This is a genomic window from Cellulomonas sp. P2_B4 (assembly GCF_056404795.1).
In genome coordinates this window covers 54,598-78,475 of the sequence record NZ_JBFUDI010000012.1, presented here as the reverse complement: position 1 = coordinate 78,475, position 23,878 = coordinate 54,598, and the positions used below count along the sequence as shown (strand labels likewise).

The 23,878-nt window shown below is 72.6% G+C and carries 25 protein-coding genes; 13 read left to right on the top strand and 12 right to left on the bottom strand.

The window, feature by feature from the left end:
- Window positions 1–3 precede the first annotated feature (3 nt).
- The 4 genes from AC1DZC_RS17595 to AC1DZC_RS17580 all read right to left on the bottom strand — a co-directional run bounded on the left by AC1DZC_RS17595 (window position 4) and on the right by AC1DZC_RS17580 (window position 3,340).
- Entirely contained in the window at window positions 4–873 is an 870-nt protein-coding gene (locus tag AC1DZC_RS17595; RefSeq protein ID WP_477044169.1) for an amino acid ABC transporter permease, read from the bottom strand.
- Complete coding sequence (locus AC1DZC_RS17590) at window positions 870–1,559, bottom strand: amino acid ABC transporter permease (protein ID WP_477040818.1); 690 nt, start codon at window positions 1,557–1,559, stop codon at window positions 870–872. The genes AC1DZC_RS17595 and AC1DZC_RS17590 overlap by 4 nt, the downstream gene beginning before the upstream one ends.
- A gap of 63 nt (window positions 1,560–1,622) precedes the next feature.
- On the bottom strand, window positions 1,623–2,495 hold the full coding sequence (locus tag AC1DZC_RS17585) for a glutamate ABC transporter substrate-binding protein (protein ID WP_477044168.1): 873 nt from the start codon (window positions 2,493–2,495) through the stop codon (window positions 1,623–1,625).
- 68 nt (window positions 2,496–2,563) lie between these two features.
- The gene (locus AC1DZC_RS17580; RefSeq protein WP_477040752.1) at window positions 2,564–3,340 is read right to left on the bottom strand and encodes an amino acid ABC transporter ATP-binding protein; all 777 of its coding nucleotides are present in this window, start codon (window positions 3,338–3,340) and stop codon (window positions 2,564–2,566) included.
- Window positions 3,341–3,416: 76 nt separating this feature from the next.
- On the opposite strand from AC1DZC_RS17580, the gene miaB reads away from it, so the two are divergent.
- Window positions 3,417–4,979 (top strand): tRNA (N6-isopentenyl adenosine(37)-C2)-methylthiotransferase MiaB, encoded by a 1,563-nt coding sequence (miaB, locus tag AC1DZC_RS17575; protein WP_477044167.1) that lies wholly within the window; start codon window positions 3,417–3,419, stop codon window positions 4,977–4,979.
- On the opposite strand, the gene AC1DZC_RS17570 is transcribed toward miaB, so the two are convergent.
- Together AC1DZC_RS17570 and AC1DZC_RS17565 are read right to left on the bottom strand one after the other, a co-directional pair.
- Complete coding sequence (locus tag AC1DZC_RS17570) at window positions 4,976–5,497, bottom strand: type III secretion system chaperone family protein (protein WP_477040754.1); 522 nt, start codon at window positions 5,495–5,497, stop codon at window positions 4,976–4,978. The two genes, miaB and AC1DZC_RS17570, sit on opposite strands and share 4 nt — an antisense overlap.
- On the bottom strand, window positions 5,494–6,087 hold the full coding sequence (locus AC1DZC_RS17565; protein WP_477044166.1) for a type III secretion system chaperone family protein: 594 nt from the start codon (window positions 6,085–6,087) through the stop codon (window positions 5,494–5,496). Before AC1DZC_RS17565 ends, AC1DZC_RS17570 begins: the two co-directional genes overlap by 4 nt.
- 80 nt (window positions 6,088–6,167) lie before the next feature.
- Here AC1DZC_RS17565 and AC1DZC_RS17560 point away from each other — a divergent pair, with 80 nt between their 5' ends.
- From AC1DZC_RS17560 to AC1DZC_RS17540, 5 genes are all read left to right on the top strand, one after another.
- The gene (locus AC1DZC_RS17560) at window positions 6,168–6,902 is read left to right on the top strand and encodes a class III extradiol ring-cleavage dioxygenase family protein (protein WP_477044165.1); all 735 of its coding nucleotides are present in this window, start codon (window positions 6,168–6,170) and stop codon (window positions 6,900–6,902) included.
- A 78-nt stretch (window positions 6,903–6,980) separates the two neighbouring features.
- Complete coding sequence (locus AC1DZC_RS17555; RefSeq protein WP_477040757.1) at window positions 6,981–7,466, top strand: YbjN domain-containing protein; 486 nt, start codon at window positions 6,981–6,983, stop codon at window positions 7,464–7,466.
- Complete coding sequence (miaA, locus tag AC1DZC_RS17550; protein WP_477044164.1) at window positions 7,466–8,422, top strand: tRNA (adenosine(37)-N6)-dimethylallyltransferase MiaA; 957 nt, start codon at window positions 7,466–7,468, stop codon at window positions 8,420–8,422. The genes AC1DZC_RS17555 and miaA overlap by 1 nt, the downstream gene beginning before the upstream one ends.
- Window positions 8,419–9,366 (top strand): diaminopimelate epimerase, encoded by a 948-nt coding sequence (dapF, locus tag AC1DZC_RS17545; protein WP_477044163.1) that lies wholly within the window; start codon window positions 8,419–8,421, stop codon window positions 9,364–9,366. Before miaA ends, dapF begins: the two co-directional genes overlap by 4 nt.
- Window positions 9,363–9,686: a TlpA family protein disulfide reductase gene (locus AC1DZC_RS17540; protein WP_477044162.1), complete on the top strand. Its 324-nt coding sequence runs from the start codon at window positions 9,363–9,365 to the stop codon at window positions 9,684–9,686. The genes dapF and AC1DZC_RS17540 overlap by 4 nt, the downstream gene beginning before the upstream one ends.
- Here the strand turns inward: AC1DZC_RS17540 and AC1DZC_RS17535 are convergent.
- Together AC1DZC_RS17535 and AC1DZC_RS17530 are read right to left on the bottom strand one after the other, a co-directional pair.
- Window positions 9,635–10,978, bottom strand: a complete 1,344-nt coding sequence (locus AC1DZC_RS17535) for an MFS transporter (RefSeq protein WP_477040819.1) — start codon at window positions 10,976–10,978, stop codon at window positions 9,635–9,637. The two genes, AC1DZC_RS17540 and AC1DZC_RS17535, sit on opposite strands and share 52 nt — an antisense overlap.
- 44 nt (window positions 10,979–11,022) lie before the next feature.
- Window positions 11,023–11,628, bottom strand: coding sequence for a class I SAM-dependent methyltransferase (locus AC1DZC_RS17530; RefSeq protein WP_477040761.1), 606 nt, complete (start codon window positions 11,626–11,628; stop codon window positions 11,023–11,025).
- A 106-nt stretch (window positions 11,629–11,734) separates the two neighbouring features.
- On the opposite strand from AC1DZC_RS17530, the gene hflX reads away from it, so the two are divergent.
- Genes hflX through AC1DZC_RS17515 form a run of 3 tightly spaced genes read left to right on the top strand, consistent with a single transcriptional unit; the run spans window position 11,735 to window position 16,376 of the window.
- On the top strand, window positions 11,735–13,252 hold the full coding sequence (hflX, locus tag AC1DZC_RS17525; protein ID WP_477040762.1) for a GTPase HflX: 1,518 nt from the start codon (window positions 11,735–11,737) through the stop codon (window positions 13,250–13,252).
- A 9-nt stretch (window positions 13,253–13,261) separates the two neighbouring features.
- Window positions 13,262–15,319: an ATP-dependent DNA helicase gene (locus AC1DZC_RS17520; protein WP_477044161.1), complete on the top strand. Its 2,058-nt coding sequence runs from the start codon at window positions 13,262–13,264 to the stop codon at window positions 15,317–15,319.
- A gap of 58 nt (window positions 15,320–15,377) precedes the next feature.
- Window positions 15,378–16,376, top strand: a complete 999-nt coding sequence (locus AC1DZC_RS17515; RefSeq protein ID WP_477040764.1) for an L-lactate dehydrogenase — start codon at window positions 15,378–15,380, stop codon at window positions 16,374–16,376.
- A gap of 7 nt (window positions 16,377–16,383) precedes the next feature.
- On the opposite strand, the gene AC1DZC_RS17510 is transcribed toward AC1DZC_RS17515, so the two are convergent.
- Both AC1DZC_RS17510 and lexA read right to left on the bottom strand, forming a co-directional pair.
- Window positions 16,384–16,569 (bottom strand): Rho termination factor N-terminal domain-containing protein, encoded by a 186-nt coding sequence (locus tag AC1DZC_RS17510; RefSeq protein WP_477044160.1) that lies wholly within the window; start codon window positions 16,567–16,569, stop codon window positions 16,384–16,386.
- 100 nt (window positions 16,570–16,669) lie between these two features.
- Complete coding sequence (gene lexA / locus AC1DZC_RS17505; protein WP_477044159.1) at window positions 16,670–17,431, bottom strand: transcriptional repressor LexA; 762 nt, start codon at window positions 17,429–17,431, stop codon at window positions 16,670–16,672.
- Between the two features lie 359 nt (window positions 17,432–17,790).
- Between lexA and AC1DZC_RS17500 the strand changes: the two genes are divergently transcribed.
- The 3 genes from AC1DZC_RS17500 to AC1DZC_RS17490 all read left to right on the top strand — a co-directional run bounded on the left by AC1DZC_RS17500 (window position 17,791) and on the right by AC1DZC_RS17490 (window position 21,253).
- A complete protein-coding gene (locus AC1DZC_RS17500) occupies window positions 17,791–18,183 on the top strand; it encodes a LysM peptidoglycan-binding domain-containing protein (RefSeq protein ID WP_477044158.1) in 393 nt (130 codons plus the stop codon).
- A 515-nt stretch (window positions 18,184–18,698) separates the two neighbouring features.
- Complete coding sequence (nrdR, locus tag AC1DZC_RS17495) at window positions 18,699–19,205, top strand: transcriptional regulator NrdR (RefSeq protein ID WP_477040768.1); 507 nt, start codon at window positions 18,699–18,701, stop codon at window positions 19,203–19,205.
- A 47-nt stretch (window positions 19,206–19,252) separates the two neighbouring features.
- Entirely contained in the window at window positions 19,253–21,253 is a 2,001-nt protein-coding gene (locus tag AC1DZC_RS17490; RefSeq protein ID WP_477044157.1) for a S9 family peptidase, read from the top strand.
- Here AC1DZC_RS17490 and AC1DZC_RS17485 read toward each other — a convergent pair.
- Window positions 21,219–22,223 (bottom strand): aldo/keto reductase, encoded by a 1,005-nt coding sequence (locus tag AC1DZC_RS17485; protein WP_477044156.1) that lies wholly within the window; start codon window positions 22,221–22,223, stop codon window positions 21,219–21,221. The genes AC1DZC_RS17490 and AC1DZC_RS17485 overlap by 35 nt on opposite strands.
- Window positions 22,224–22,357: 134 nt before the next feature.
- Between AC1DZC_RS17485 and AC1DZC_RS17480 the strand changes: the two genes are divergently transcribed.
- The gene (locus AC1DZC_RS17480) at window positions 22,358–22,555 is read left to right on the top strand and encodes a DUF5302 domain-containing protein (protein WP_477040771.1); all 198 of its coding nucleotides are present in this window, start codon (window positions 22,358–22,360) and stop codon (window positions 22,553–22,555) included.
- 75 nt (window positions 22,556–22,630) lie between these two features.
- On the opposite strand, the gene serA is transcribed toward AC1DZC_RS17480, so the two are convergent.
- The gene (serA, locus tag AC1DZC_RS17475) at window positions 22,631–23,830 is read right to left on the bottom strand and encodes a phosphoglycerate dehydrogenase (RefSeq protein WP_477044155.1); all 1,200 of its coding nucleotides are present in this window, start codon (window positions 23,828–23,830) and stop codon (window positions 22,631–22,633) included.
- Window positions 23,831–23,878: the final 48 nt, after the last annotated feature.

The following is a 23,878-nucleotide window of genomic DNA, read 5'->3' as shown; positions in this document are numbered from 1 at the left end:
TGCTCAGCCGGTCGCTCCCGGGCCGACGGCCAGGCCGGGAGCCTCGGCACGGGGCCGGCCTGCGGTACGACGTCCGACGCGCTGGGCAAGCAGTCCCGCAAGCCGGGTCAGCGCGTAGTTGATGACGATGAAGACGGCGGCCGCGACGATCAGTGCCTGCAGGATGTTCCCGTCGCTGGAGCCGAGCCGGCGGGCGGCGTCGAGGAGGTCCGGGTAGGTGATGATCGCGCCGAGGGCGGTGTCCTTGAGGATGACCACCAGCTGGCTCGCGATCGCGGGGAGCATGGCGATGAGCGCCTGCGGCACCTCGATCGACCGGAGCGACTGCGTGGGTCGCAGCCCGACGGCCAACGCCGCCTCTCGCTGACCGCGCGGCAGGCTGTGCACGCCGGAGCGGATCAGCTCCGCGAACACCGAGCCGTTGTAGAACGTCAGGCCGAGCACGACCGCGACGAGCGGCAGGTCGGACGGGTCCACGACGTGCAGCTGCCCGATCCCGAGGTAGAAGAAGATCATCATCAGCAGGACCGGGACCGCGCGGAAGAACTCGACGATCGCGCCGCTGACACCGCGCACGAGCGTGGAGCGGGACAGCCGGCCGATGCCGAACACGATCCCGAAGATGCTGGCGGTCACGATCGAGATGCCCGCGGCCTTGAGCGTGTCCTTCAGGCCCGGCAGCAGGAAGTTCTCCCAAGCCCGCGAGCCGACGAACGGGCTCCAGAGGTCGGAGTCGAGCTGGCCCTTGGCGGCGAACGCCCGCAGGATCAGGAACGCGATGCCCGCGACCACGACGACACCGACGATGTTGATCCAGAGCATCCGGCGGCGCGCGCGCGGGCCGGGAGCGTCGAAGAGCGGTGAGTCGGTCATCGGACCACCGCCAGGCGTCGGGACAGCGAGGTGGTCAGCAGCCCGACGGGGACGACCAGGATGACGAAGCCGAAGGCGAAGGTCAGGAAGATCGCGAGGATCACGTCGGGCCGGAACTCGATCATCGTGCGCATGAGACCGGCGGCCTCGGCGACGCTCGCGGCGGCGGCGACGGTCGAGTTCTTGATGAGGGCGATCAGGACGTTGCCGAGCGGGGCGATCGACCCGCGGAACGCCTGCGGCAGGATCACCAGACGCGCGGCGGGCAGGAAGCTGAGCCCGATCGCGCGGGCGGCCTCGGCCTGGCCGATCGGCACGGTGTTGACGCCGGAGCGCAGCGCCTCGCAGAAGAACGCGGCGTGGTAGACCGCCAGGGCGACGACCGCGAAGCGGAAGAAGTTCGTCGTGAAGTCCGGGGACAGTGTCCAGCCGAGCTGGCCCCAGAGGCCGAGCACGCAGAACACCATGATGATCGTCAGCGGCGTGTTCCGGAACACGGTGACGTAGGCGGACCCGGCCCAGCGCAGGCTCGGCACGGGCGAGATGCGCATGGTCGCCAGCACGGTGCCCAGCACGAGGCCGAGGATGCCCGCGTACACCGTGAGCTGGATGTTGACCCAGAACGCGGCGACGACGTCGAACTCGTCGAACAGGGACAGGAACTGCTCGAGGTACCCGTCGTCCACCGGCCCTCCTCTCAGGCGCAGAGGTCCCGGAGGCCCGGTCCGAGCCTCCGGGACGTGGGTGGGTCAGCTGCAGGCGGCGGGCGTCGGCGGGTTGAGCTCGGCGTTCGCCTCGTAGCCGGACGCACCGACGTTGGCGGCGAGGAGCTTGTCCCAGGTGCCGTCGTCGATCATCTTGCTGATCGCGGTGTTGATCGCCTCGCACTTGTCGCTGCCCTTGGGCAGGCCGACGCCGTAGTTCTCCTCCGAGAACGGGTTGCCGACGACCTTGACCTTGCCCTTGTTCGCGGGCACGGCGGCCAGGCCGGCCAGGATGATGTCGTCCGTCGTCACCGCGTCCACGGACCCGGCGGTCAGTGCGGTCACGCACTCGGCGTACCCGGGCTGCTCCAGCAGGTTGGTGCCGGTGGCGTACTCGTCCTTGATGCGCTGCGCGGACGTGGAGCCGGTGACCGAGCAGAGGTTCTTGCCCTCGAGGTCCTCGGGGCCGGTGATCGAGTCGTCGTCCGCGGCGACCAGCAGGTCCTGCCCGGCGACGAAGTAGGGGCCGCCGAACGAGACGACCTCCTTGCGCTTGTCGGTGATCGAGTACGTCGCGAAGATCATGTCGACCTGGCCGGTCTCCAGCAGGTTCTCGCGCTGGGCCGACGGCGACTGCACGAACTCGATCTGGTCCTCGCCGTAGCCGAGCTCCCCGGCGACGTAGCGGGCGACGTCGACGTCGAAGCCCGTGTACTCGTTGCCGTCCTTGAAGCCCAGCCCGGGCTGGTCGAACTTGATCCCGATGCGGATGGAGCCCTCGGCCCCTCCGCTGCTCTCGGACGCCTCCCCGGTGGATCCGGAGTCGGAGCCGGTGTCGTCGTCGTCGCCGCTCGAGCACCCGGCCAGCGAGAGCATCGCCGCCGCGGCCAGTGCTGTGAACAGTCGTCCTGTGCGCATCGTGGGTTCCCCTTTGTGTGTGTGCGGTGTGCGGTGTCGTTTCGGGTGGGCGCCGGTCCGTACCGGGGTCAGTGGGTGAGGATCTTGTCGAGGAAGTCGCGCGCCCGCGCGCTGGTCGGGGCGGTGAAGAACGTCTCGGGGTCGGCCTCCTCGACGATCTGCCCGGCGTCCATGAAGACGACGCGGTTTGCGGCACGGCGGGCGAAGCCCATCTCGTGCGTGACGACGATCATGGTCATCCCGTCGCGGGCGAGGCCGACCATGACGTCGAGGACCTCGTTGATCATCTCGGGGTCGAGCGCCGAGGTCGGCTCGTCGAAGAGCATGACCTTCGGCTGCATGGCCAGGGCGCGGGCGATGGCGACGCGCTGCTGCTGGCCGCCGGAGAGCTGCGCGGGCAGCTTGTCGGCCTGGTTCGCGACGCCCACTCGCTCGAGCAGCTCCATGGCGGTGGCCTTGGCGGTCGAGGCCTTCACGCCCTTGGCCTTGATCTGCCCGAGCGTGACGTTCTGCAGCACGGTCTTGTGCGCGAAGAGGTTGAACGACTGGAAGACCATGCCCACGTCCGCGCGGAGCTTGGCGAGCGCCCTGCCCTCCTCGGGGAGCGGCTTGCCGTCCACCTCGATCACGCCGGCGTCGATGGTCTCGAGGCGGTTGATCGTGCGGCAGAGCGTCGACTTGCCGCTGCCCGACGGGCCGATGATGACGACGACCTCACCGCGAGCCACGGTGAGGTCGATGTTCTGGAGCACGTGCAGGGATCCGAAGTACTTGTCGACGCCGCGCAGCGAGACCAGGGCTTCGTCTGTGTGCACAGGCGGGGGCGCCGCCGAATGGTCCGCCATCCGGACACGTTAGGACGAATCACCCGGCCCCGCATAGCGGGAGGGGCACCCAGGGATCCGCCGTACCCTTGTCGGGATGTCGACGAGCCTGCTCCCCACCGCCGAGGACACCCTCCGCGACTCCGGCGCGCGCACCTACGCGATCAAGACGCTCGGCTGCCAGATGAACGTGCACGACTCGGAGCACATGGCCGGCATGCTCGAGCAGGCCGGTTACGTCGCCGCGAGCCCGGCGGACGCGGCCGCGGAGGACGCCGACGTCATCGTCATCAACACGTGCGCGGTCCGCGAGAACGCGGCCGACAAGCTCTACGGCAACCTCGGGAGGCTCGCCGGCACCAAGCGGGCCCGGCCGGGCATGCAGATCGCCGTGGGCGGCTGCCTGGCGCAGAAAGACCGCGCGGGGATCGTCGAGCGCGCGCCCTGGGTCGACGTCGTGTTCGGGACGCACAACCTCGACGTCCTGCCGGTGCTGCTGGAGCGGGCGCGGCACAACGCCGAGGCGCAGGTCGAGATCGAGGAGTCCCTCAAGGTCTTCCCGTCGACGCTCCCGACGCGGCGCGAGTCCGTCTACGCGGGCTGGGTGTCGATCAGCGTGGGCTGCAACAACACGTGCACGTTCTGCATCGTGCCGCACCTGCGCGGCAAGGAGCGCGACCGTCGGCCGGGGGAGATCCTCGCCGAGGTCGAGGCGCTCGTCGGGCAGGGGGCGGTCGAGGTGACGCTGCTCGGGCAGAACGTGAACTCGTACGGCGTCGGCTTCGGCGACCGCGGCGCCTTCGCCAAGCTCCTGCGCTCGGTCGGCGCGACCGAGGGGCTCGAGCGGCTGCGGTTCACGTCGCCGCACCCGGCGGCCTTCACCGACGACGTCATCGAGGCCATGGCGCAGACCCCGACCGTCATGCCGCAGCTGCACATGCCGCTGCAGTCGGGCTCGGACCGCATCCTGCGCGCGATGCGCCGCTCGTACCGGTCCGACAAGTTCCTGGGCATCCTCGACCGGGTCCGTGCGGCGATGCCCGACGCGGCGATCACGACCGACATCATCGTCGGCTTCCCGGGCGAGACCGAGGAGGACTTCGAGGAGACCCTGCGCGTCGTCGAGGCGTCCCGGTTCGCGTCGGCCTTCACGTTCCAGTACTCGCCGCGCCCCGGCACGGCAGCGTTCGACCTTCCCGACGAGCTGCCGAAGGCCGTCGTCCAGGAGCGGTACGTGCGCCTGGCGGCACTGCAGGACCGCATCTCGCTCGAGGAGAACCGGTTGCAGGTCGGCCGCACCGTCGAGGTGCTCGTCGCCGAGGCCGAGGGCCGCAAGGACGGCGCGTCGCACCGGCTGACGGGCCGCGCCGCGGACAACCGTCTCGTCCACCTGGCCCTGCCCGAGGGTGGCGAGGTCCCCCGCCCCGGCGACCTGGTCACGGTGGACGTCACCTACGCGGCGCCGTACCACCTGGTCGCGGACTCGGCGCTGGAGCCCGGCGGTCGGTTCGACATCAGGCGCACGCGGGCGGGCGACGCGTGGGACCGCCGGTCCGACGACGATCACAGCCACGGCGACGGGGGCGACGCGTGCGGGACGGGCGCGGGGCCGGCGGGTCCGGTCGTGCTCGGGCTGCCGACGATCGGCCGACGCGCCTAGTTGTCGGGCACGTCCGGGGGCGTCACGTCGTCGCGCGGGAGCAGCGCCTCGAGCGTCGAGAACATCTGCACGCCGGTGCCCAGGCCGCAGGCGAGCAGCTGCGCGAGCTGCACGTCGGTGACGCCGGGCTCGAAGTCGGCGGACACCTCGCTGTAGAGGGCCAGCACGCCCTCCTCCTCGCGCAGGTACGCCTTGGGCCAGATCCGCTCACGGTTCCAGTCGTTGACCGCCAGGGACGCGGTCGCACGCTGGTCGAGCGGGAGGCTGCGGTGCCACCGCCCGCGGACCTGCAGGATCTCCTGCTGCTCGCCGAGCATGAGGAACCAGAACCGGCTGCCGTCCCAGGTGCCGGTGAGGTCGCCGTCGTCGTCGACCACGAACCGGTACCCGCGTCCCACCAGGTAGTCCGCGATGCGCTCGCGCGTCAGCTGGTAGGGCGGCTCGTCGCCGGGGATGGGCTTCTTGGTGGGCTTGGGCAGCCCGCCGAGCACCCGCAGCAGCCAGCCGGGGCCGCTCACGGCGAGACTCCCGCCGGGTCGGGGTACCGCTCGTCGAGGGCGTCGAAGAACATGCTCCCCGTGGACAGCCCGCAGAAGAGCATCTGGCTCAGCTGGGCGTCCGTGGCGCCGTGCTCGAGGTCCGTCGCGACCTCCGAGACCACGTGGATGCGGCCGTTGTCCCGGACGCGGACATAGGCCTTGGGCCAGATCCGGTCGGCGTTCCACTCGTTGCAGATGTCGAGCACCTCTTCGAGCCGCTCGATGGCCACCTCACGGTGCCACTGGCCGCGGATCTGCAGGATCTCGGAGTCCTCGCCGAACAGGAAGAAGTAGAAGAGCCGTCCGCGCCACAGGCCGCCGAGGTCGCCGTCGTTGTCGACGAAGTACGAGAACGCGTTGTCGGTCATCCACGACGCGATGCGGGCGGGGGAGACCTCGGTCGGCAGGTCCGTGGAGGACTCGGCGACACCCAGCTCCTTGGCCAGGAGCTCGGCGACGCGGTCGTGGAGCTCCTCGTCGTCGGTCGGGATCGGGGTCACCGACCGCGTCGGCGAGGGGCGTGCCGGGCCGCGGAACCAACGCCGCGCACGATCCCCGAACGAGCTCATGCGCACGACCATACCGGCGGTCGCGCCCGTTGCGGGGTGGAGTGACGAGAGTCCCTCCGTCCGGCCGCTACCGTCGGTGCATGCTCGTCGCCGCTGCCCTGATCCCCGACACGGCCACGCTCGTCGGGGGTGTCACGGGTGACGCGGACCCCGTCCACGGCCTGCTCGGACCGACCCTGGACGCGATCGCGCAGGTCCTGGCGCTGGAGCCCGAGGTCGTCGCGATCGTCGCGCCCGGGCCGTCCGACCGTGTCGTCGGTGGGACGGTGCGCACGTCGCTCGCGGCCGCGGGGATCCCGGACGCCATGGTCCGGTGGCCCACACGCGAGCTCACGCTGGAGGACGGGTCGACGGGTCCGGTGCTGCCCTCCGTCGCGAGCGCGACGGCGTTGCACGTCGTCTCCCGCGCCGGGCGGCACGAAGGCCTGCGCGTCGTCGAGGTGACGTCGGATCCCGGGCCTGAGAGCCTGCGGGCCCTCGGCGCGTCCCTGGTCGACGGACGCCGGGTGGTGCTGGTCGTCGTCGGCTCGGGCAGCGGACGGCACGGCCCCGACGCCCCGCTGGCCGACGACGACCGAGCCGTGGCCTATGACGCCGCCCTGCTCGCCGACCTGGCGGACGCGGGGCCGGAGGCGCGGGGCCGCCTGGCGTCGTCGGACCCCGCACTGGCCGCCGAGCTCGCCGTGCGCGGCTGGGCGCCGTGGCAGGTGCTGCTCGGCGCCGTGGGGGCGCTGCCGGTCGACGCGCACCTCCTCGCGGACGAGGTCGTGCAGGGCGCGCAGCACGCCGTCCTGGTCTGGACGGTCACGGCGTGATCCCGTCGCGCCGGTAAGGTCTGCGTGACCACCACACGCCCGCGGCGCGCCGCCACGGACCGATCCGACGAGGTACCGATGTCTGCCGAGAGCACCGAGCCCACCCTGCCGCCGCTGTCGATCGAGCGGGCCGCGCGCCTGCTGGACGCGCAGGGTGCGAAGTACGGCACGGACGACGACGGCGACCTGTTCGCCGCCTGGGACGGGAACCCGTTCTGGTTCATGACCATCGGCCCCGAGAAGGCGTACTTCCAGGTCCGGGGCCGCTGGGGTCACACGGTCCCGCGCTCCCAGCTGGGCACCATGCTCATCGCGTGCAACGAGTGGTCGCAGCAGATGCTCTGGCCCAAGGTCTACGTGAAGGCCGACGAGGACGAGGTCGCGGTCTACACCGAGCACACGATCGCCTGGGACCGTGGCCTGACCGACGCGCAGCTGGACCTGCAGCTCTCGACGAGCATCGGCTCGTCGCTCGGGTTCTTCCGCGAGATGACCAAGCGGTTCGTCCCCGAGACGCCGAGCGCGCCCGTCGACATGAGCGACCCCGCGCGGCCCAGCATCTAGTGGCGCTCGTCGTCGCGGTCGTCGGACCCACGGCGACCGGCAAGTCGGACCTCGGGCTGGCGCTCTGCGAGGCGCTCGCCGGCGAGGTGGTCAACGCCGACGCCATGCAGCTGTACCGCGGCATGGACATCGGGACCGCGAAGCTGCCCGTCGACGAGCGGCGCGGCATCCCGCACCACCTCCTGGACGTGCTCGACCCGCACGAGGACGCGTCCGTCGCGGACTACCAGGCCCGGGCACGGACGGCGTTCGACGAGATCGCGGCCCGCGGCCACCGTGCCGTCGCGGTCGGTGGTTCGGGCCTGTACGTGCGGGCCCTCCTGGACCACATGGAGTTCCCGGGCACCGACCCCGACGTGCGCGCGGCGCTGGAGGCTCGCGTCGGGGCCGAGGGGGCGCGGGCGCTGCACGCCGAGCTGGCCGCGGTGGACCCGGAGGCCGCCGACGGCATCGGGCCGCGGAACGCGCGCCGGACCGTGCGGGCGCTCGAGGTCATCGCGTTGACGGGCCGGAAGTACTCGGCCTCGCTGCCTCAGCACGTCTATGAGGTGCCGGCGGTCCAGATCGGGCTCGACTGCGACCGGGCCGCTCTCGACGAGCGCATCGGTGTGCGCGTCGGTCGGATGCGGGCGCAGGGCCTCGTCGACGAGGTCGAGGCGCTCGTGGCGAGCGGTCTCGGCCGGACCGCGTCGCGCGCCGTCGGGTACGCCGAGATCCTCGCGATGCTGCGCGGCGAGATCGACGAGGACGAGGCGTTCGAGGCGATCGCCGCCGGCACGAGACGGCTGGCCCGCAAGCAGATGGGCTGGTTCGGCCGCGACCCCCGCGTGCACTGGCTGGACGCGCAGGACCCCGCGCTCGTCGACCGTGCGCTCGCCCTGGTCGCCGCGGCCGACGACGGGTCACTCGGCCTGGCCACCGAGGACCCGTCGCCACGACGTAGCCTGGGTTCATGACCGCCGTCGCGACCTCGACGCTGCACGTGACCAAGGGCCACGGGACGCAGAACGACTTCGTGCTGCTCGACGACCGCCAGGGCACCGTGGACCTCTCCGCCGACCTGGTTCGCGAGCTGGCCGATCGTCGCGGTGGCCTGGGCGGCGACGGGGTCATCCGGGTGATCGGCACGGAGCACCTGCCCGAGGGCGCGGCGGTCCTGGCCGAGGAGCCGCTCGCGCGCTGGTTCATGGACTACCGCAACGGCGACGGCTCGGTCGCCGAGATGTGCGGCAACGGCGTCCGCGTGTTCGCGGCCTTCCTCGAGCGTCTCGGCCTCTGGGACGCCGCCGACGGCGAGCTGGCGCTCGGCACCCGCGCGGGCGTCAAGCGCGTCCGCCGCGTCCCGGTGCCCGCGGGCATCGGCGACGACGTCTGGTACGCCGTGGACATGGGCCGCTGGTTCCTGCCGGGTGGCGACGAGGCGGCTGCGGCCGGCGTCGACGCCGAGGTGACCGTGGCGGGCGTGGACGACACACGTCCGGGGCTCAGCGTGGACGTCGGCAACCCGCACGTCGTGCTCGCGCTCCAGGACGAGGACGAGCTGACCGCGGCCGACCTGACCCGCGCGCCGTCCGTGAGCCCCGTGCCGGTGAACGGCATCAACGTGGAGCTCGTCGTGCCGCTGGGCGAGGACCGGGCCGTCGACGGCACGCTCGTCGGCCGGGTGCGCATGCGGGTGCACGAGCGCGGCGTGGGCGAGACGCGGTCCTGCGGGACGGGTGCGTGCGCCGCCGCGCTCGCTGTCCGCACCTGGGCCGGCGCGGGAGCACCGGACGTCTGGCTGGTCGACGTGCCGGGCGGGACCGTCCGGGTCACCGTCCTGCCGAGCGGCAACGTCGAGCTGGCCGGCCCCGCGCTGCTCGTCGCGACCGCCGACGTGGACCTGTCGGCGCTGCGATGAGGCTCGGCGCCGACGACCTCGGGATCGCGCTCGGGGAGCGTGCGACGGTCGTGCAGTTCTCGAGCACCTTCTGCGCGCCGTGCCGCGCGACCCGGCACGTGGTCGACCGCGTCGTCGCGACGACCGACGGGGTGGCGCACGTCGACCTCGACGTCGCCGACCACACGGACCTGGGGGAGCGGCTCGGCATCGACGTGACGCCGACGGTGCTGGTCCTGGACGCGACCGGCTCGGTCGTCCGCCGTGCGACGGGCGTCCCGACCCTGGCTCAGGTGCGCAGCGCGCTCGCCGAGGCAGCCTCCGCGGTCTCCACCGCCTGACGCGCCCGCACGCGGGGCGCGGCGAGCAGCGCGCCGCACGCGAACAGGAGGGCGACGGCCAGGCTGGCGACGAACGGCACGTCCGGGGCGGCGTCGGAGGCGAGCACCGTGGTGAACGCGAGCCCCGTGAGCGCCAGGGCGAGCGCCGCACCGATCGAGTCCGCGATGGACAGCGCCGAGCTGTGCGTGCCCTGGCTCCCGGGTGACGAGTAGGCCAGCACGAGCACGGTGAGCCGCGAGTAGATGAGACCCATCCCGGCGCCCGCGAGCGTCCAGGTGCCGATCGCCACGGCGGGTGCGAGGTGGGCGGCCGCTGCGACCGTCACCCCGGCGACGGCGACCACCAGCAGCGCCGCGCCGAGGACGATCGCGTCGCGGCTGGCGAGGCGCTCGCCCAGCCGGCCCTGCAGCCACGAGGTCGCCGCCCAGGCCAGCGCGGCGAACGTCAGGGCGACCCCCGCGGTCGTCGGCGAGAACCCGTACCGGTCCGTGAGCAGGTACGGCAGGTAGACCTCCGCGCCCGAGAATCCGCCGGCCACGAGGGCCCGCGTGGCGATCACGGCAGGCAGCCCCCGAGCGACCCGAAGCGTGCCCCGCGGCACCAGAGGGCGCAGCGCGACGATGGCCAGGGCCGCGGTCAGCGCCGCGACGACCAGCGACCACGGGAGGCGTGCGTACACCGCGAGGTTGAGCCCGAGCACCGCGGCCGCAGCCAGCACCGCCCACACCAGCCGGGACCGTCGCGCGGGCGCCGCCGGCGTGCTGGGCGCGCCGATCCGGCGGACCGTCGGCAGGAGCACGAGCGAGACCGGCAGCACCAGCACCGCGACGCCGAGGAACACCCAGCGCCAGCCGAGGTGCTGCGCGACCGCCCCCGCGGCGGAGGGACCGATCAGCGAGGGCAGCACCCAGGCCGCGGAGAAGCCGCCGAAGACGCGCGGGTGCAGGACGGCCGGGTAGAGCCGCGCGACGATGACGTACAGCGCGACGGTCATCGCGCCCCCGCCGACGCCCTGGACGAGCCGGCCGAGCACCAGGACCCCCATGGTCGGGGCGAGGCCGGCGACCAGCAGCCCGGCGGCGAACAGGGCGACCGCGAGCGTCAGGGGTGCACGCGGTCCGTGCCGGTCGCACCAGGTGCCGGCGACGACCATGCCGATCACGCCGGTGGCGAGCGGACCGGCGAACGCGGCGGCGTACAGGGCGGTGCCGTCGAGCGCCCTGGAGACGGTCGGCATCACGGTCGTCACGGCGAACGCCTCGAACGCGACCAGGAAGATCAGCGTGCACATGGTCCAGGTGGTGGTGCGCAGGCGACGCCACTCGGCGTCCGGCGTCACGACGGGCTCACGCTCAGGACGCGGAACCCCTTCGCGCTCGCGGTCCGCTCGACCGTGACGGGCAGCGCGTCGACGAGCCAGCGCTGGAGCGAGTCCGCCCCGAGGTTCTTGCCGACGACGAGCTGCGCGTCCCCGCCGTCCGCGAGCCGAGGCAGCCAGCGCAGCAGCAGCTCGTGCAGCGCCTCCTTGCCGACGCGGATCGGCGGGTTGGACCAGATCGCGGCGAACACCACGTCGTCGGGAACCTCGTCCGGGCGGGCCGCGGTGACGTTCGTGGCGCCGACGCGCTCGGCGTTGCGCCGCACCAGGTCCAGCGCCCGCTCGTTGACGTCGACCGCCCAGACGTGCGCGCCCGGGGACTCCAGCGCCAGCGTGAGCGCGACCGGACCCCAGCCGCAGCCCAGGTCGAGCAGGTCGCCGGTGCGTGGGGCGTCGGGCGCGTGGTCGAGCAGCACCCGTGTGCCCAGGTCGACGTGGTCGGGGGAGAAGATCCCGCGGGCCGTCTCGACCTCGAGGTCCCGGCCGGCCAGGTGCACGCGCAGGACGCGGCGCTCGTCGGCGGACGCGGGCTGTGCGGTGAAGTAGTGGTCGTGCTCGCTCACGGCGCCGACCCTACCCATGGGTGGCGGATCGGCCCGCAGCGAAATGCCTCGGCCTGGGGCGCGCACGCGTGGGACCCTGGGGACAGGCAACGAGAAGAGGAACCGCGTGAACGACCCGCAGCACACCACCCGCGAGACGCAGGACACCCCGGTGACCCGGTCCGCGCAGGACGTGGCCGACGACGTCGTGGCCCGTGTGCTCGCCAGGGCAGGGACCGCGCTGCAGGCCGGCGTGACGGTCCACTCGTCCTACGACGGGGACCAGCTGGAGCTCGAGGAGCGCACGTCGCTGCGCCGCGTCGTGGGGCTGTCCACGGAGCTCGAGGACGTCACCGAGGTCGAGTACCGCCAGCTGCGGCTGGAGAAGGTCGTGCTCGTCGGCGTCTGGGGCTCCGGCACCGTCACCGACGCCGAGATCTCCCTGCGCGAGCTCTCGGCGCTCGCCGAGACCGCCGGGTCGCAGGTCATGGACGGCCTGCTGCAGCGGCGCATGAAGCCCGACCCGGGCACCTACCTCGGCTCGGGCAAGGCGGCCGAGCTCGCGACCCTCGTCGCAGCTGTCGGCGCCGACACCGTCGTGATCGACGGGGAGCTCGCACCGTCGCAGCGCCGGTCGCTCGAGGACATCGTGCGCGTCAAGGTGGTCGACCGGACCGCCCTGATCCTCGACATCTTCGCCCAGCACGCCAAGTCGCGGGAGGGCAAGGCGCAGGTCGAGCTCGCGCAGCTGGAGTACCTCCTGCCGCGTCTGCGTGGCTGGGGCGACTCGATGTCCCGGCAGGCCGGTGGCCAGGTCGGCGGCGCCGCCGCGGGCATGGGCTCGCGCGGACCAGGTGAGACAAAGATCGAGCTGGACCGCCGGCGCATCCGCAACCGCATGGCCAAGCTGCGCCGCGAGATCGCCGCGATGGAGCCCGCACGGCTCACCAAGCGGGCGTCCCGCAAGAAGAACGCGATCCCGTCGGTCGCGATCGCGGGCTACACCAACGCGGGCAAGTCGTCGCTGCTCAACCGGCTGACCAACGCCGGGGTGCTCGTCGAGAACGCGCTGTTCGCCACCCTCGACCCGACCGTGCGCCGCGCCGAGACCATCGACGGTCGGATCTACACGCTCGCGGACACGGTCGGCTTCGTCCGGTCGCTGCCGCACCAGCTGGTGGAGGCGTTCCGCTCGACGCTGGAGGAGGTGGCCGACGCCGACCTGATCCTGCACGTCGTCGACGCGTCGCACCCCGACCCCGAGGGCCAGATCGCGGCCGTGCGGCACGTGTTCGCGGACATCCCCGGCGCCATGGACGTGCCCGAGATCATCGTGCTCAACAAGGCCGACCTGGCGACGCCCGAGACCATCGCGCGGCTGCGCTCGCGCGAGGTGCACTCGATCGTCGTCTCGGCGCACAGCGGCGAGGGCATCGCGGAGCTGCAGGCCCTGGTGGCCGACCAGCTGCCGCGCCCCGGCGTGAGCGTCGACCTGGTGGTGCCCTATCACCGGGGCGACCTGATCAGCCGTGTGCACGAGCACGGGGACATCCAGACCGAGGAGCACACCGCGGACGGCACGGCCATCCGCGCGCGGGTGGACGCGGGACTGGCCGCGGAGCTCGAGGCCGCGGCGCGCCACTAGGCTGACGCGGTGCCGGACACCGACCCCTCTGTCGAGGACCTCCTCGACGTCGCGGTCGGAGCGCTCGGTGGCATCCGTCGCGACGGCCAGCACCAGATGGCGGTCGCGGTCGCCGAGACCATCGACAAGGGCGAGCACCTGCTCGTCCAGGCCGGCACCGGCACCGGGAAGTCGCTCGGCTACCTCGTCCCCGCCGTGCGGCACGCCGTGCTGGAGAACGAGCACGTGGTCGTCTCCACCGCCACGCTCGCCCTCCAGCGCCAGATCATGACGCGCGACCTGCCCCTCGTCGCGAAGGCCCTCGAGCCGCACCTGCCGAGGACGCCGAGCATCGCCCTGCTCAAGGGCTGGCACAACTACGTGTGCGTGCACAAGGTGGCCGGCGGGTACCCCGAGGACGACGCCGCGACGCTGTTCGACCTGGGCGACCACGCCGGCGCCGCCGAGCACCCGGCGGCCGAGGGCGTCGGCGAGAACCTCGGTGCCCAGGTGGTCCGGCTGCGCGAGTGGGCCGAGGAGACGACGACCGGCGACCGGGACGACCTCGTGCCCGGTGTGACGGACCGGGCGTGGCGGCAGGTCTCCGTCGCGTCCCTGGAGTGCCTGGGCACCAAGTGCCCGATGCTCACCGAGTGCTTCCCCGAGCGGGCCAAGGCGGCATCGCGGGAGGCCGACGTCGTGGTGACCAACCACGCGATGCTGGGGATCGCCGCCTCCGGCTCGCCCAACGTGCTGCCCGAGCACCAGGTGCTGGTGGTCGACGAGGCGCACGAGCTCACCGACCGGGTCACGGCGCAGGCGACCTCCGAGCTGTCGGTGGCGGTCATCGAGCACGCCTCCCGGCTCGCCCGGCGGCACGGCGGCATCCCGACGACCGACCTGGACTCCGCGAGCCAGGCGATGGCCTCGGTCCTGGTGAACCTGCCCGAGGCGCGGTTCCGCGAGGGGCTCCCGCCGGCGGCCCGGGACGCGGTGGCCGCGGTCCGCGACGCCACCCGCACGCTGCTCAGCGTGCTCAAGCCCGAGGGCGCCGGGCAGCCGCAGCAGGACGCCGGCCGCAAGATGGCCCAGGCGACCATGCTCGCCCTGTACGAGGTGGCCGAGCGGATGGCCGCCGACCCGGAGGAGACCAAGCACACCGTCCTGTGGTGCGCGCGCTCCGAGGACCGCCGGGGCAACGTCTCCACCAAGCTGTTCGCCGCCCCGCTGGCCGTCAACGGCCTGATCCGTACGCACCTGCTGGCCGGCCGGTCCGGCGTGCTCACGTCCGCGACGCTGGAGCTCGGGGGGTCGTTCGACCCGATCGCCCGCGCCGTCGGCCTCGAGGTCCAGCCGGCCGCCGCGGCCGTGGGGCCCTCCTCGATCGACGACGACGCCCCCGCGCCCCCGTCGTCGGTACCGTGGCACGGCCTGGACGTGGGCAGCCCGTTCGACTATCCGAAGCAGGGCATCCTCTACCTCGCACGGCATCTTCCGCCGCCGGGTCGCGAGCCCGCCACCGACGCCCAGCTCGACGAGATCGCCGAGCTGGTGACCGCGGCCGGCGGACGCACGCTCGGCCTGTTCTCATCGCGGCGGGCCGCGAACGCCGCCGCGGCCGCCATGCGCGAGCGCCTCGACGTGCCGATCCTCGTGCAGGGCGACGACCAGCTGCCCACCCTCGTCTCGCAGTTCATCGCCGACGAGGCCACGTGCCTGTTCGGGACGCTGTCGCTGTGGCAGGGCGTCGACGTCCCCGGCAGCACCTGCACGCTCGTGATCATCGACCGCATCCCCTTCCCGCGGCCCGACGACCCCGTGCAGTCCGCCCGGTCCGACGCGGTCGAGAAGGCCGGCGGGAACGGGTTCCTCGCCGTCTCCGCGACGCACGCCGCCCTGCTGCTCGCCCAGGGCGCCGGTCGGCTGATCCGGACCAGCAGCGACCGGGGTGTGGTGGCCGTGCTCGACCCGCGCCTGTCCACGGCCCGCTACGCACCGTTCCTGACCCGCTCGCTGCCCGACTTCTGGCGGACGACCGACCGCGCGACGGCCCTCGCCGCCCTGCGCCGCCTCACGGGCACGGGTTAGCCTCGAACTCGCAGACCACCCGTCGGCCCCATGACTTCCTCGAGAGGACGGCCCGTTCGTGACCGAGAGCCTGGACGTGGAAGACCTCGGACTGCGACCCTCCCGGTCCGCACGAGGCACCAAGCTGGCGATCGTGGGCGCAGGCGCGGTCGGCTCGACGATGGCGTACGCGGCCCTCCTGCGCGGGGCGGCGCGCACGGTCGCGCTCTACGACATCGACGCCGCCAAGGTGCAGGCGGAGGCGCTCGATCTCGGGCACGGCGTCCAGTTCATGCCCATGGCGCAGGTGATCGGTTCCGACGACATCGCGGTGTGCGCCGACGCCGACGTCGTGATGTTCACGGCGGGCGCCAAGCAGAAGCCGGGTCAGTCCAGGATCGAGCTCGCCGGAGCGACGATCGCCGTCGTGAAGGCCGTCCTACCCAAACTTGTACAAGTAGCGCCGAACGCGGTGTACGTCATGGTCACCAACCCGGTCGACGTGGTCACCTATGCCGCGCTGCAGGTCTCGGGTCTCTCGTCGACCCAGCTGTTCGGCTCCGGAACCGTGCTGGACTCCTCGCGACTGCGCTACCTCATCTCGCAGTACACCGGCGTCGCCGTGCAGAACGTGCACGCGTACATCGCCGGTGAGCACGGCGACAGCGAGCTCCCGCTGTGGGGCTCGGCCAGCATCGGCTCGGTGCCGCTGCTGGAGTGGCCGGGACAGGGCGGCCGAGGCCCGTTGACCCGGCAGGACCGGGAGGACATCACGCGCGAGGTCGTCGAGTCCGCCTACCGGATCATCGAGGGCAAGGGCGCGACGAACTACGCGATCGCGCTGGCGGGCTCGCGGATCATCGAGGCGATCCTCAAGGACGAGGGCCGGGTGCTGCCCGTGTCGTCGCTGCTCACCGACTACTACGGCATCGACGACGTCTGCCTGTCGGTGCCGGCGATCGTCGGGCACGACGGCGTGGGAGAACGGCTCCCGATCCCGTTGACGGACGACGAGCTGTGGGGCCTGCGCCGGTCGGCCGACGCCGTCCGGGAGGTCGCCCGGCAGTTCGGCTTCTGACCGCGAGTCAGCGGCGTCGCAGCGCGGCGATCAGCTCGTCCTTGCGCATCCGGGAGCGCCCGGGGATGTCGAGCTCCGCCGCGCGGTGCCTTAGCTCGTCGACGGACCAGTCGTCGTAGCTCGCGCCGCCGTCCCGCAGGGCGTCGAGGGCGGACAGGTCCTTGATCCGGGGGTCGGGGATCCTTCCGGGCATCAGCTGCTCCTCTCGTCCGACGTCGCGCCGGCTCCAGGATGGCCCGGAGCGCCGGATCCTGCCGGCCGCGGGTGCGCTCACGTGCGCACCCGCGGACGGATCAGAGGCTGCGCAGGACGCTGACGACGCGCCCGAGGATCGTCGACTCGTCGCCAGGGATCGGCTGGTACGCCGGGTTGTGCGGCATCAGCCAGACGTGGCCGTCGATCCGCTTGAGCGTCTTGACCGTGGCCTCGCCGTCGATCATGGCCGCCACGATCTCGCCCTGCTCCGCGACGGGCTGGCGCCGCACCACGACCCAGTCGCCGTCGCAGATCGCCGCGTCGATCATCGAGTCGCCGACGACCTTCAGCAGGAAGAGGTCGCCGTCTCCGACGAGCTGGCGGGGGAGCGGGAAGACGTCCTCCACGACCTGGTCGGCCAGGATCGGACCACCGGCGGCGATGCGGCCGACGACCGGGACGTAGGACGGAGCGGGCATCCGCTCGCCCTCGGCCTGGTCGGGGAACGCCTCGCGGGTGCCGTCCGGCGCGGTCCACGTGCCGACGCCGCGCGAGTCGTCCGCGTGCACGACCTCGATGGCGCGGGGCCGGTTGGGGTCGCGGCGCAGGTAGCCCTTGCGCTCGAGGGCGGTCAGCTGGTGCTTGACGCTCGACGGGCTGGTCAGCCCGACGGCCTCGCCGATCTCGCGCATGCTCGGGGGGTAGCCGCGGGACTCGACCGACGAACGGATGGTGTCGAGCACCAGGCGCTGACGGGCCGTCAGGCCGTCCGGGCCGGGCGCGCCGTCCGGGAGGGCGTGGATCGTCGCCAGGTCCGTGTCGACCTGGCCGGGCTGGGACGTGTCCCGTGAGTCCGTCACTGCGCTCCTCCTGTGTCGGGCGGTCGTGAGCTCCGCCTGTTTGCCGCTGCCGTGCTCTCGAGCCTCTGACCTGCGACGATGCTCGGTCCTCTGGCGATGAGTGAGGCCGTCCGGCGGTCGTGTCAGTGGCTCGTGGTCCGCTTGTCCTGCATCGCCAGCCTAGGGAACTCGAGCACGAAGATCAAACATCTGTTCGATCGTGTCTCGACAAGTGTCGGCGGATGCTGGTAGACATCGTACAGACGTACGACGAACACCTGTTCGACAAGGTCGGCGGAGGAGTTCCCCGGATTTCCGGTGGATCGCCACCGACGAAGGACCGCCGGGATCCACCCGGCCGAACGAGGACGAGGGACATCATGAGCACGATGGCGATGGCACCGGCGCTGCCGAAGGTCTCGGGACGCACCAGCTCTGCCCGCGCTGTCCGCCCGGTCCGCGCGGTCGACGACCGTGGGCTGTCGCACCTGTCCCTCACGGGGCGGGGCCGTGTCGTGCTCTGGCTCCTCGCGCTGGTGATCGTCGTCATGGCGGTCCTGGTGGCCGGCCGCGCCGTCGCAGACGGCCCGCAGCGCGCGCAGCAGGTCGAGAGCCACGTGGTGCAGCCAGGCGAGACGATGTGGCAGATCGCCAGCCAGATCGCCGATCCCGGCCAGGACGTGCGCGACGTCGTCTTCGAGCTGGTCCGCATGAACGAGCTTCCGGACGCCGGTCTGATGGCCGGTCAGGTGATCGTCGTCCCGCTCGACTGAGCCGTCGGACCGACCTGCTCGGCCGTCCCTGCTCATCGACCCGCTCCGCCGACCTGCTGGTCGATTGACGCGCCCCACTGACCTGCTCCACTGACCTGCTCCGCCGACCTGCTCCGCCGACCTGCTCCATCGACCTGCTCGTCTGAGCGGTGGGTGGTCGGGGAGCCGGGATCCTGGAGAGGTTTGTCAGGGGCCCGCGGGTCGGCTAGGTTAGCCTTACCTCACACGGTGGGCTGGGGGGCTCGCCTGGAGGTGCGGGGTGTGTGCGGCGCGAGCCGTGGGCACCGACCGCGGTACGCGCGGCGCCGAGGCGAGTCGGCCCGTGATCTGGGGACGGGGGCGTCCCCGCGAGGGCGGTCGCCACGACGGCGGCCGCCCTCGCCACGTCCCCGGCCGTCCGGGCGTGCGAGGTGCCGTGGGAGGCGCCTTGCGACCGGGCGGCCGCTGGCCTACCGTCACGGAGGCGTTGACGACGCCGCGCCGCCGCGCGGCGTCACGCACTCGAAGGGGATCCGGTGCACTGTCCGTTCTGCCGAAACCCGGACTCGCGGGTCGTCGACTCGCGGACCTCGGACGACGGCTCGACCATCCGCCGCAGGCGCCAGTGCCCCAGCTGCAACCGCCGGTTCACCACGGTCGAGACCGCGAGCCTGTCCGTGGTGAAGCGGTCGGGAGCCACCGAGCCGTTCAGCCGCGAGAAGATCGCCGGCGGGGTGCGCAAGGCCTGCCAGGGTCGCCCGGTCAGCGAGGACGACCTGGCGCTGCTCGCGCAGAAGGTCGAGGAGACGCTGCGCGCGGCCGGATCCGCCGAGATCGACGCCTACGAGATCGGTCTGGCGATCCTCGGTCCGCTGCGCGAGCTCGACGAGGTGGCGTACCTGCGGTTCGCGTCCGTCTACCAGGCGTTCGACTCGCTCGAGGACTTCGAGGCCGCGATCACGGTGCTGCGCGCGGAGCACGAGACGGAGTCCGGTTCCGCCGAGGACGTCGTCGCCGAGGACGAGCCGGCCGTCCGCGACTGACCGTGTCCGTCGCGACGCCCGTGGGTGCCGCGGCATAGGTTCTACGGGTGCTTCCTACAGACATCGAGCTCCTGCACGTCCCCGGCGCACCCGCGGTCCTCCCCGACGGCAGCAGTGCTGTCGTCTCGGTGGTGCACCCACGGCTCTCGGACGACGAGTACACCGGCGGCCTGTGGACCGTCCCGCTGACGGACGGCGACGGAGGTCCGCGCCGGCTGACCCGCGGCCATCGCGACACCGCCCCGGACGTCTCCGCCGACGGCCGCTGGGTGGCGTTCCTGCGCTCGGAGCCGCAGGGCAAGCCGCAGGTGCACGTCGTCGAGTCGTCGGGCGGCGAGCCGGTCCGGCTGTCCGACGCGCCGCTCGGGGCGTCGGCGCCCCGCTTCTCCCCGGACGGCACCCGGATCGCCTACCTGGCGCGGGTCCCGGAGGCGGGCCGGTACGAGCCGGACGGTCGGCCGGGCTCGGAGCCGCCGCGGCACATCACCGAGCTGAAGTACCGCGCGGACGGCGTCGGCTTCGTCCGCGACCGACCCCAGCACCTGTTCGTCGTGCAGGTCCCGTCGGACGGGACGGACGAGCTGCCGCCCTCGGTGACGCTGACCAGCGGTGACGTCGGCGTGGACGGCGCCCGCTGGCTGCCGTCCGGTGACGCCCTGGTCGCCGTCAGCGCGCGGCACGCGGGCCACGAGTCCGACCTGCGGCAGGACGCCGTCGTGGTCCAGGCGCACCCGGACGGCGACCCGCAGACGCCCGCTCCGCTCACCGACGCGGACGCCGGCAGCACCCTCGACGTGGAGGCGGTCCTGCCGTCGGCGGACGGGACGGCCGTGTGGCTGCTCGCGAGCGACGTGGGCGAGTCGGGACGCGACTTCATAGCCGCGCAGGTGGGGCTGTTCCGGGTGACGATCGACGGCGCACCGGGACAGCCGGTCCGGCTGACGGACCCGGAGAGCGTGGACCTGCTGACGAGCGTCCTCGCGGAGCACGAGGGCGGCGTCGTCGTCGCCGACCAGGCCCGCGGCGCGGTCCACCTGGTGCACGTCGGCCCGGACGGCTCGCTGCGCACGCTCCTCGACGGTCCGGTCGTGGTCTCAGGCGCTGCGGTCGGGGGCGGCCGCGTCGTCGCGACGGCCGCGGGTCCCACGTCGTCCGGCGACCTGGTCGTCGTCGATCCCGCCACCGGCGAGGCGGTGTCCCGGACGGACCTGTCGGCGCCGCTGCGCGAGACGGGGCGCGTGCGGGTGCCTGTCGAGATCACGGCGCGGTCGTCCGACGGGTACCCGGTGCACGGGTGGGTGGTGCGACCCGACGGTGCCGGACCGCACCCGACCATCCTGATGATCCACGGCGGCCCGTTCTCGCAGTACACGCACGGCCTGTTCGACGAGGTCCAGGTGCTCGCCCAGGCGGGCTACGCGGTCGTGTACGGCAACCCGCGGGGGTCGTCGGGGTATGGCGCGACCCACGGTCGCGAGCTGCGGGGTGCGTTCGGGGCGGTGGACACCGAGGACGTGCTCGCGCTCCTCGGGGCGGCGCTCGACGACCCGGAGCTCGACGGTGAGCGGGTCGGCGTGATGGGCGGCTCGTACGGCGGGTACCTGACGGCGTGGCTGACCACGCGCACGGACCGTTTCCGGGCGGCGATCGTGGAACGCGGGTTCCTCGACCCGGTGAGCTTCGTCGGATCGAGCGACATCGGCTGGTTCTTCGGCCTGGACTACGTCGGCGACGCCGCGGACGAGGCCGGTGCGGCGGCGGTGGCGGCGCAGTCGCCGATGGCCCACGTCGGGGAGGTCACGACGCCCACGCTCGTCATCCACTCCGAGCAGGACTGGCGGTGCCCGGTCGAGCAAGGGCAGCGCTGGTTCGTCGAGCTCAAGCGGCGCGGGGTCGAGGCCGAGCTGCTGCTCTTCCCGGGCGAGGGCCACGAGCTGACCCGCTCGGGCACCCCGAACCACCGGAAGGCTCGGTTCGAGCACGTGCTGCGCTGGTGGGAGCGCCACCTGCCGGTCACAGGTCGCTCGACCGGGACCCCCACAGGTTGATCCCCGCCTCGACGGCGTGCGGCTCGATCGCGGCGAGCTCGTCGTCGTCGAGCGGGGACGCGGTGGCGGCGGCGAGGTTCTCGTCCAGCTGGTCGGTGGTGCGCGCGCCGGCCAGCACGGACGTGACCCGCGGGTCGCGCAGGACCCACGCGAGCGCGAGCTGGGGGAGCGTCCGTCCGCCTGCGCGCGCGATGGCGTCCAGGGCGCGGACGTGGTCGAGGACCTCGTCGGTGATCCACTCCGGTCGCAGCGGTCCTCCGCGGGCGGCACGTGAGTCGGCGGGGATCCCGTGCAGGTACCGGGTGCTCAGCAACCCCTGCGCGAGAGGGGAGAAGGCGACGACCGCCATCCCCGCTGCCGCGGCGACGTCGAGCAGGGAGCGCCCGTCGGCGCCGGGTCGCTCGACCCAGCGGTTGAGCATCGAGTACGCCGGCTGGTGCACGGCGAGCGGGAGCCCGAACGAGCGGGCGACCTCGAGGGCCGCGACGGTCCGGTCGGCCGAGTAGGACGAGATCCCCGCGTAGAGGGCCTTGCCGGACAGGACCGCGTCGCGCAGTGCTCCGAGGGTCTCCTCGAGCGGGGTGTCCGGGTCGAACCGGTGGCTGTAGAAGACGTCCACTCGGTCGGTGCCGAGGCGTCGCAGCGACTCGTCGAGCGACGCGAGCAGGTACTTGCGCGAGCCGTGCTCGCCGTACGGCCCGGGCCACGCGCGGTAGCCGGCCTTCGTCGTGATGACGAGCTCGTCGCGACGCAGGTCCGTGGCCAGCAGTCGTCCGACCGACGACTCGGCCGCGAACGGCGGCGGGCCGTAGTTGTTCGCCAGGTCGAGGTGCACGACGCCCCGGTCCACGGCGTGCAGGACGAGCCGGCGCTGGTCGGCGAACGGTGTCGAGTCGCCGAAGTTCTGCCAGAGCCCGAGCGAGACGACGGGCAGCGACAGGCCGCCGGCGCGGCGGTGAGGCAGGTCCATCCGTGCGACGCTACCTCGCCGCAGATGAGAAGAGGTGGCGCCATCGGCCCGGTTCAGGGACGCTGGCAGGGGAGGCGCACACGCCGCACCGCAGGGCGCGCAGCGCAAAGCTCACAGCACAGGAGGAAACGCCCATGGCGAAGAACGACGAGAAGACGACCACGGGAGCGGTGAGCGACGACGCGAAGGCGAAGTACCGCGAGGCGCTCGAGCGCAAGAAGTCGAACCAGCACCGCACCGCGGACGGGACCTCGAACACCGGTCAGGTGCACGGCTCCGAGACCGCGGGACCGACCCAGCGCCGGTTCCAGCGCAAGTCCGGCTCCGCCTGACACACGAGACTGACGAAGGGGCCCGACCGTTCCCGGTCGGGCCCTTCGTCGTGAGGGGTGCAGTCGGCAGAGCCGTCAGGACAGCTGGCGCAGCCGCACCGACTCGGGCCGCGAGGTGAGCGCCGTGACGACGGCGGGCTCGATCGGGGCGCCCGCGTCGGTGACCACGTAGCCCAGCTCGCCGCTGGTGGTCAGGAGCTGGCCCTCGATGTTGACGCCGTGCTCGGCGAGCGTGGCGTTGACGGCCGCCAGGACGCCGGGCACGTTGCGGTGCAGGTACGCGAGGCGGTGCACGCCGGGCTTCTGCTCGAGCGCCAGGTTCGGCACGTTGACGCTCAGCGTCGTGGAGCCGGTGGTCATGTAGTCGCGCAGCTTCGCCGACACGAACTGCCCGATGGCCTCCTGCGCCTCCTCGGTCGACCCGCCGGTGTGCGGCGTGAGGATGACGTTGGACAGGCCGCGCAGCTCGGAGTCGAACGGGTCGCCCTTGCGCTTCGGCTCGACAGGGAACACGTCGACGGCCGCGCCGCTGACGTGGCCGGAGACGACGGCGTCGCGCAGTGCGGCGTAGTCGACGACGAACCCGCGCGAGAGGTTGAGGAACACCGCGCCGGGGCGCATCTGCGCGAACTGCTTGGCCCCGAACAGGCCGGCGTTCCCGCTGCGGCCGTCCACGTGCAGTGTGACGATGTCGGCCGTCTCGAGCAGCTCGTCGAGGGTGTCCATGCGGCGGGCGTTGCCCAGCGCGAGCTTCTCGGCGGTGTCGTAGAAGACGACGGACAGGCCCAGGTTCTCGGCGAGCACGGACAGCTGCGTGCCGATGTTGCCGTAGCCGATGATGCCCAGCGTGCGGCCGCGGATCTCGTGCGCGCCGGTCGCCGACTTGTTCCAGACGCCGTCGTGCATCGCCTTGTCGAACTCGGTGAGGCGACGGGTCAGGGAGATCATGTCGGCCAGCGCGATCTCGACCACCGACCGGGTGTTGGAGAACGGCGCGTTGAACGTGGCAACGCCGCGCGAGGCTGCCTCGGCCAGGTCGATCTGGTTGGTGCCGATGCAGTAGGCGCCGATCGCGACCAGGTCGGGGGCCTGGGCGAGCACCTCGGCCGTCACGTGCGTCTTGGACCGGATGCCGAGCACCTGCACGCCGGCGAGGGCGTCGATGAGCTCGGACTCGTCGAGCGCGCCGGTCCGGGTGGTCACGTCGTAGCCGGCGGCCTCGAGGATCGAGACGGCCTGCGGGTGCAGATTTTCGAGCAGGAGGGCTTTGGGCACGCCCCTATGGTGCGCCTGGTCGGGGCAGGGGCCTACTCCGGTCCGCCC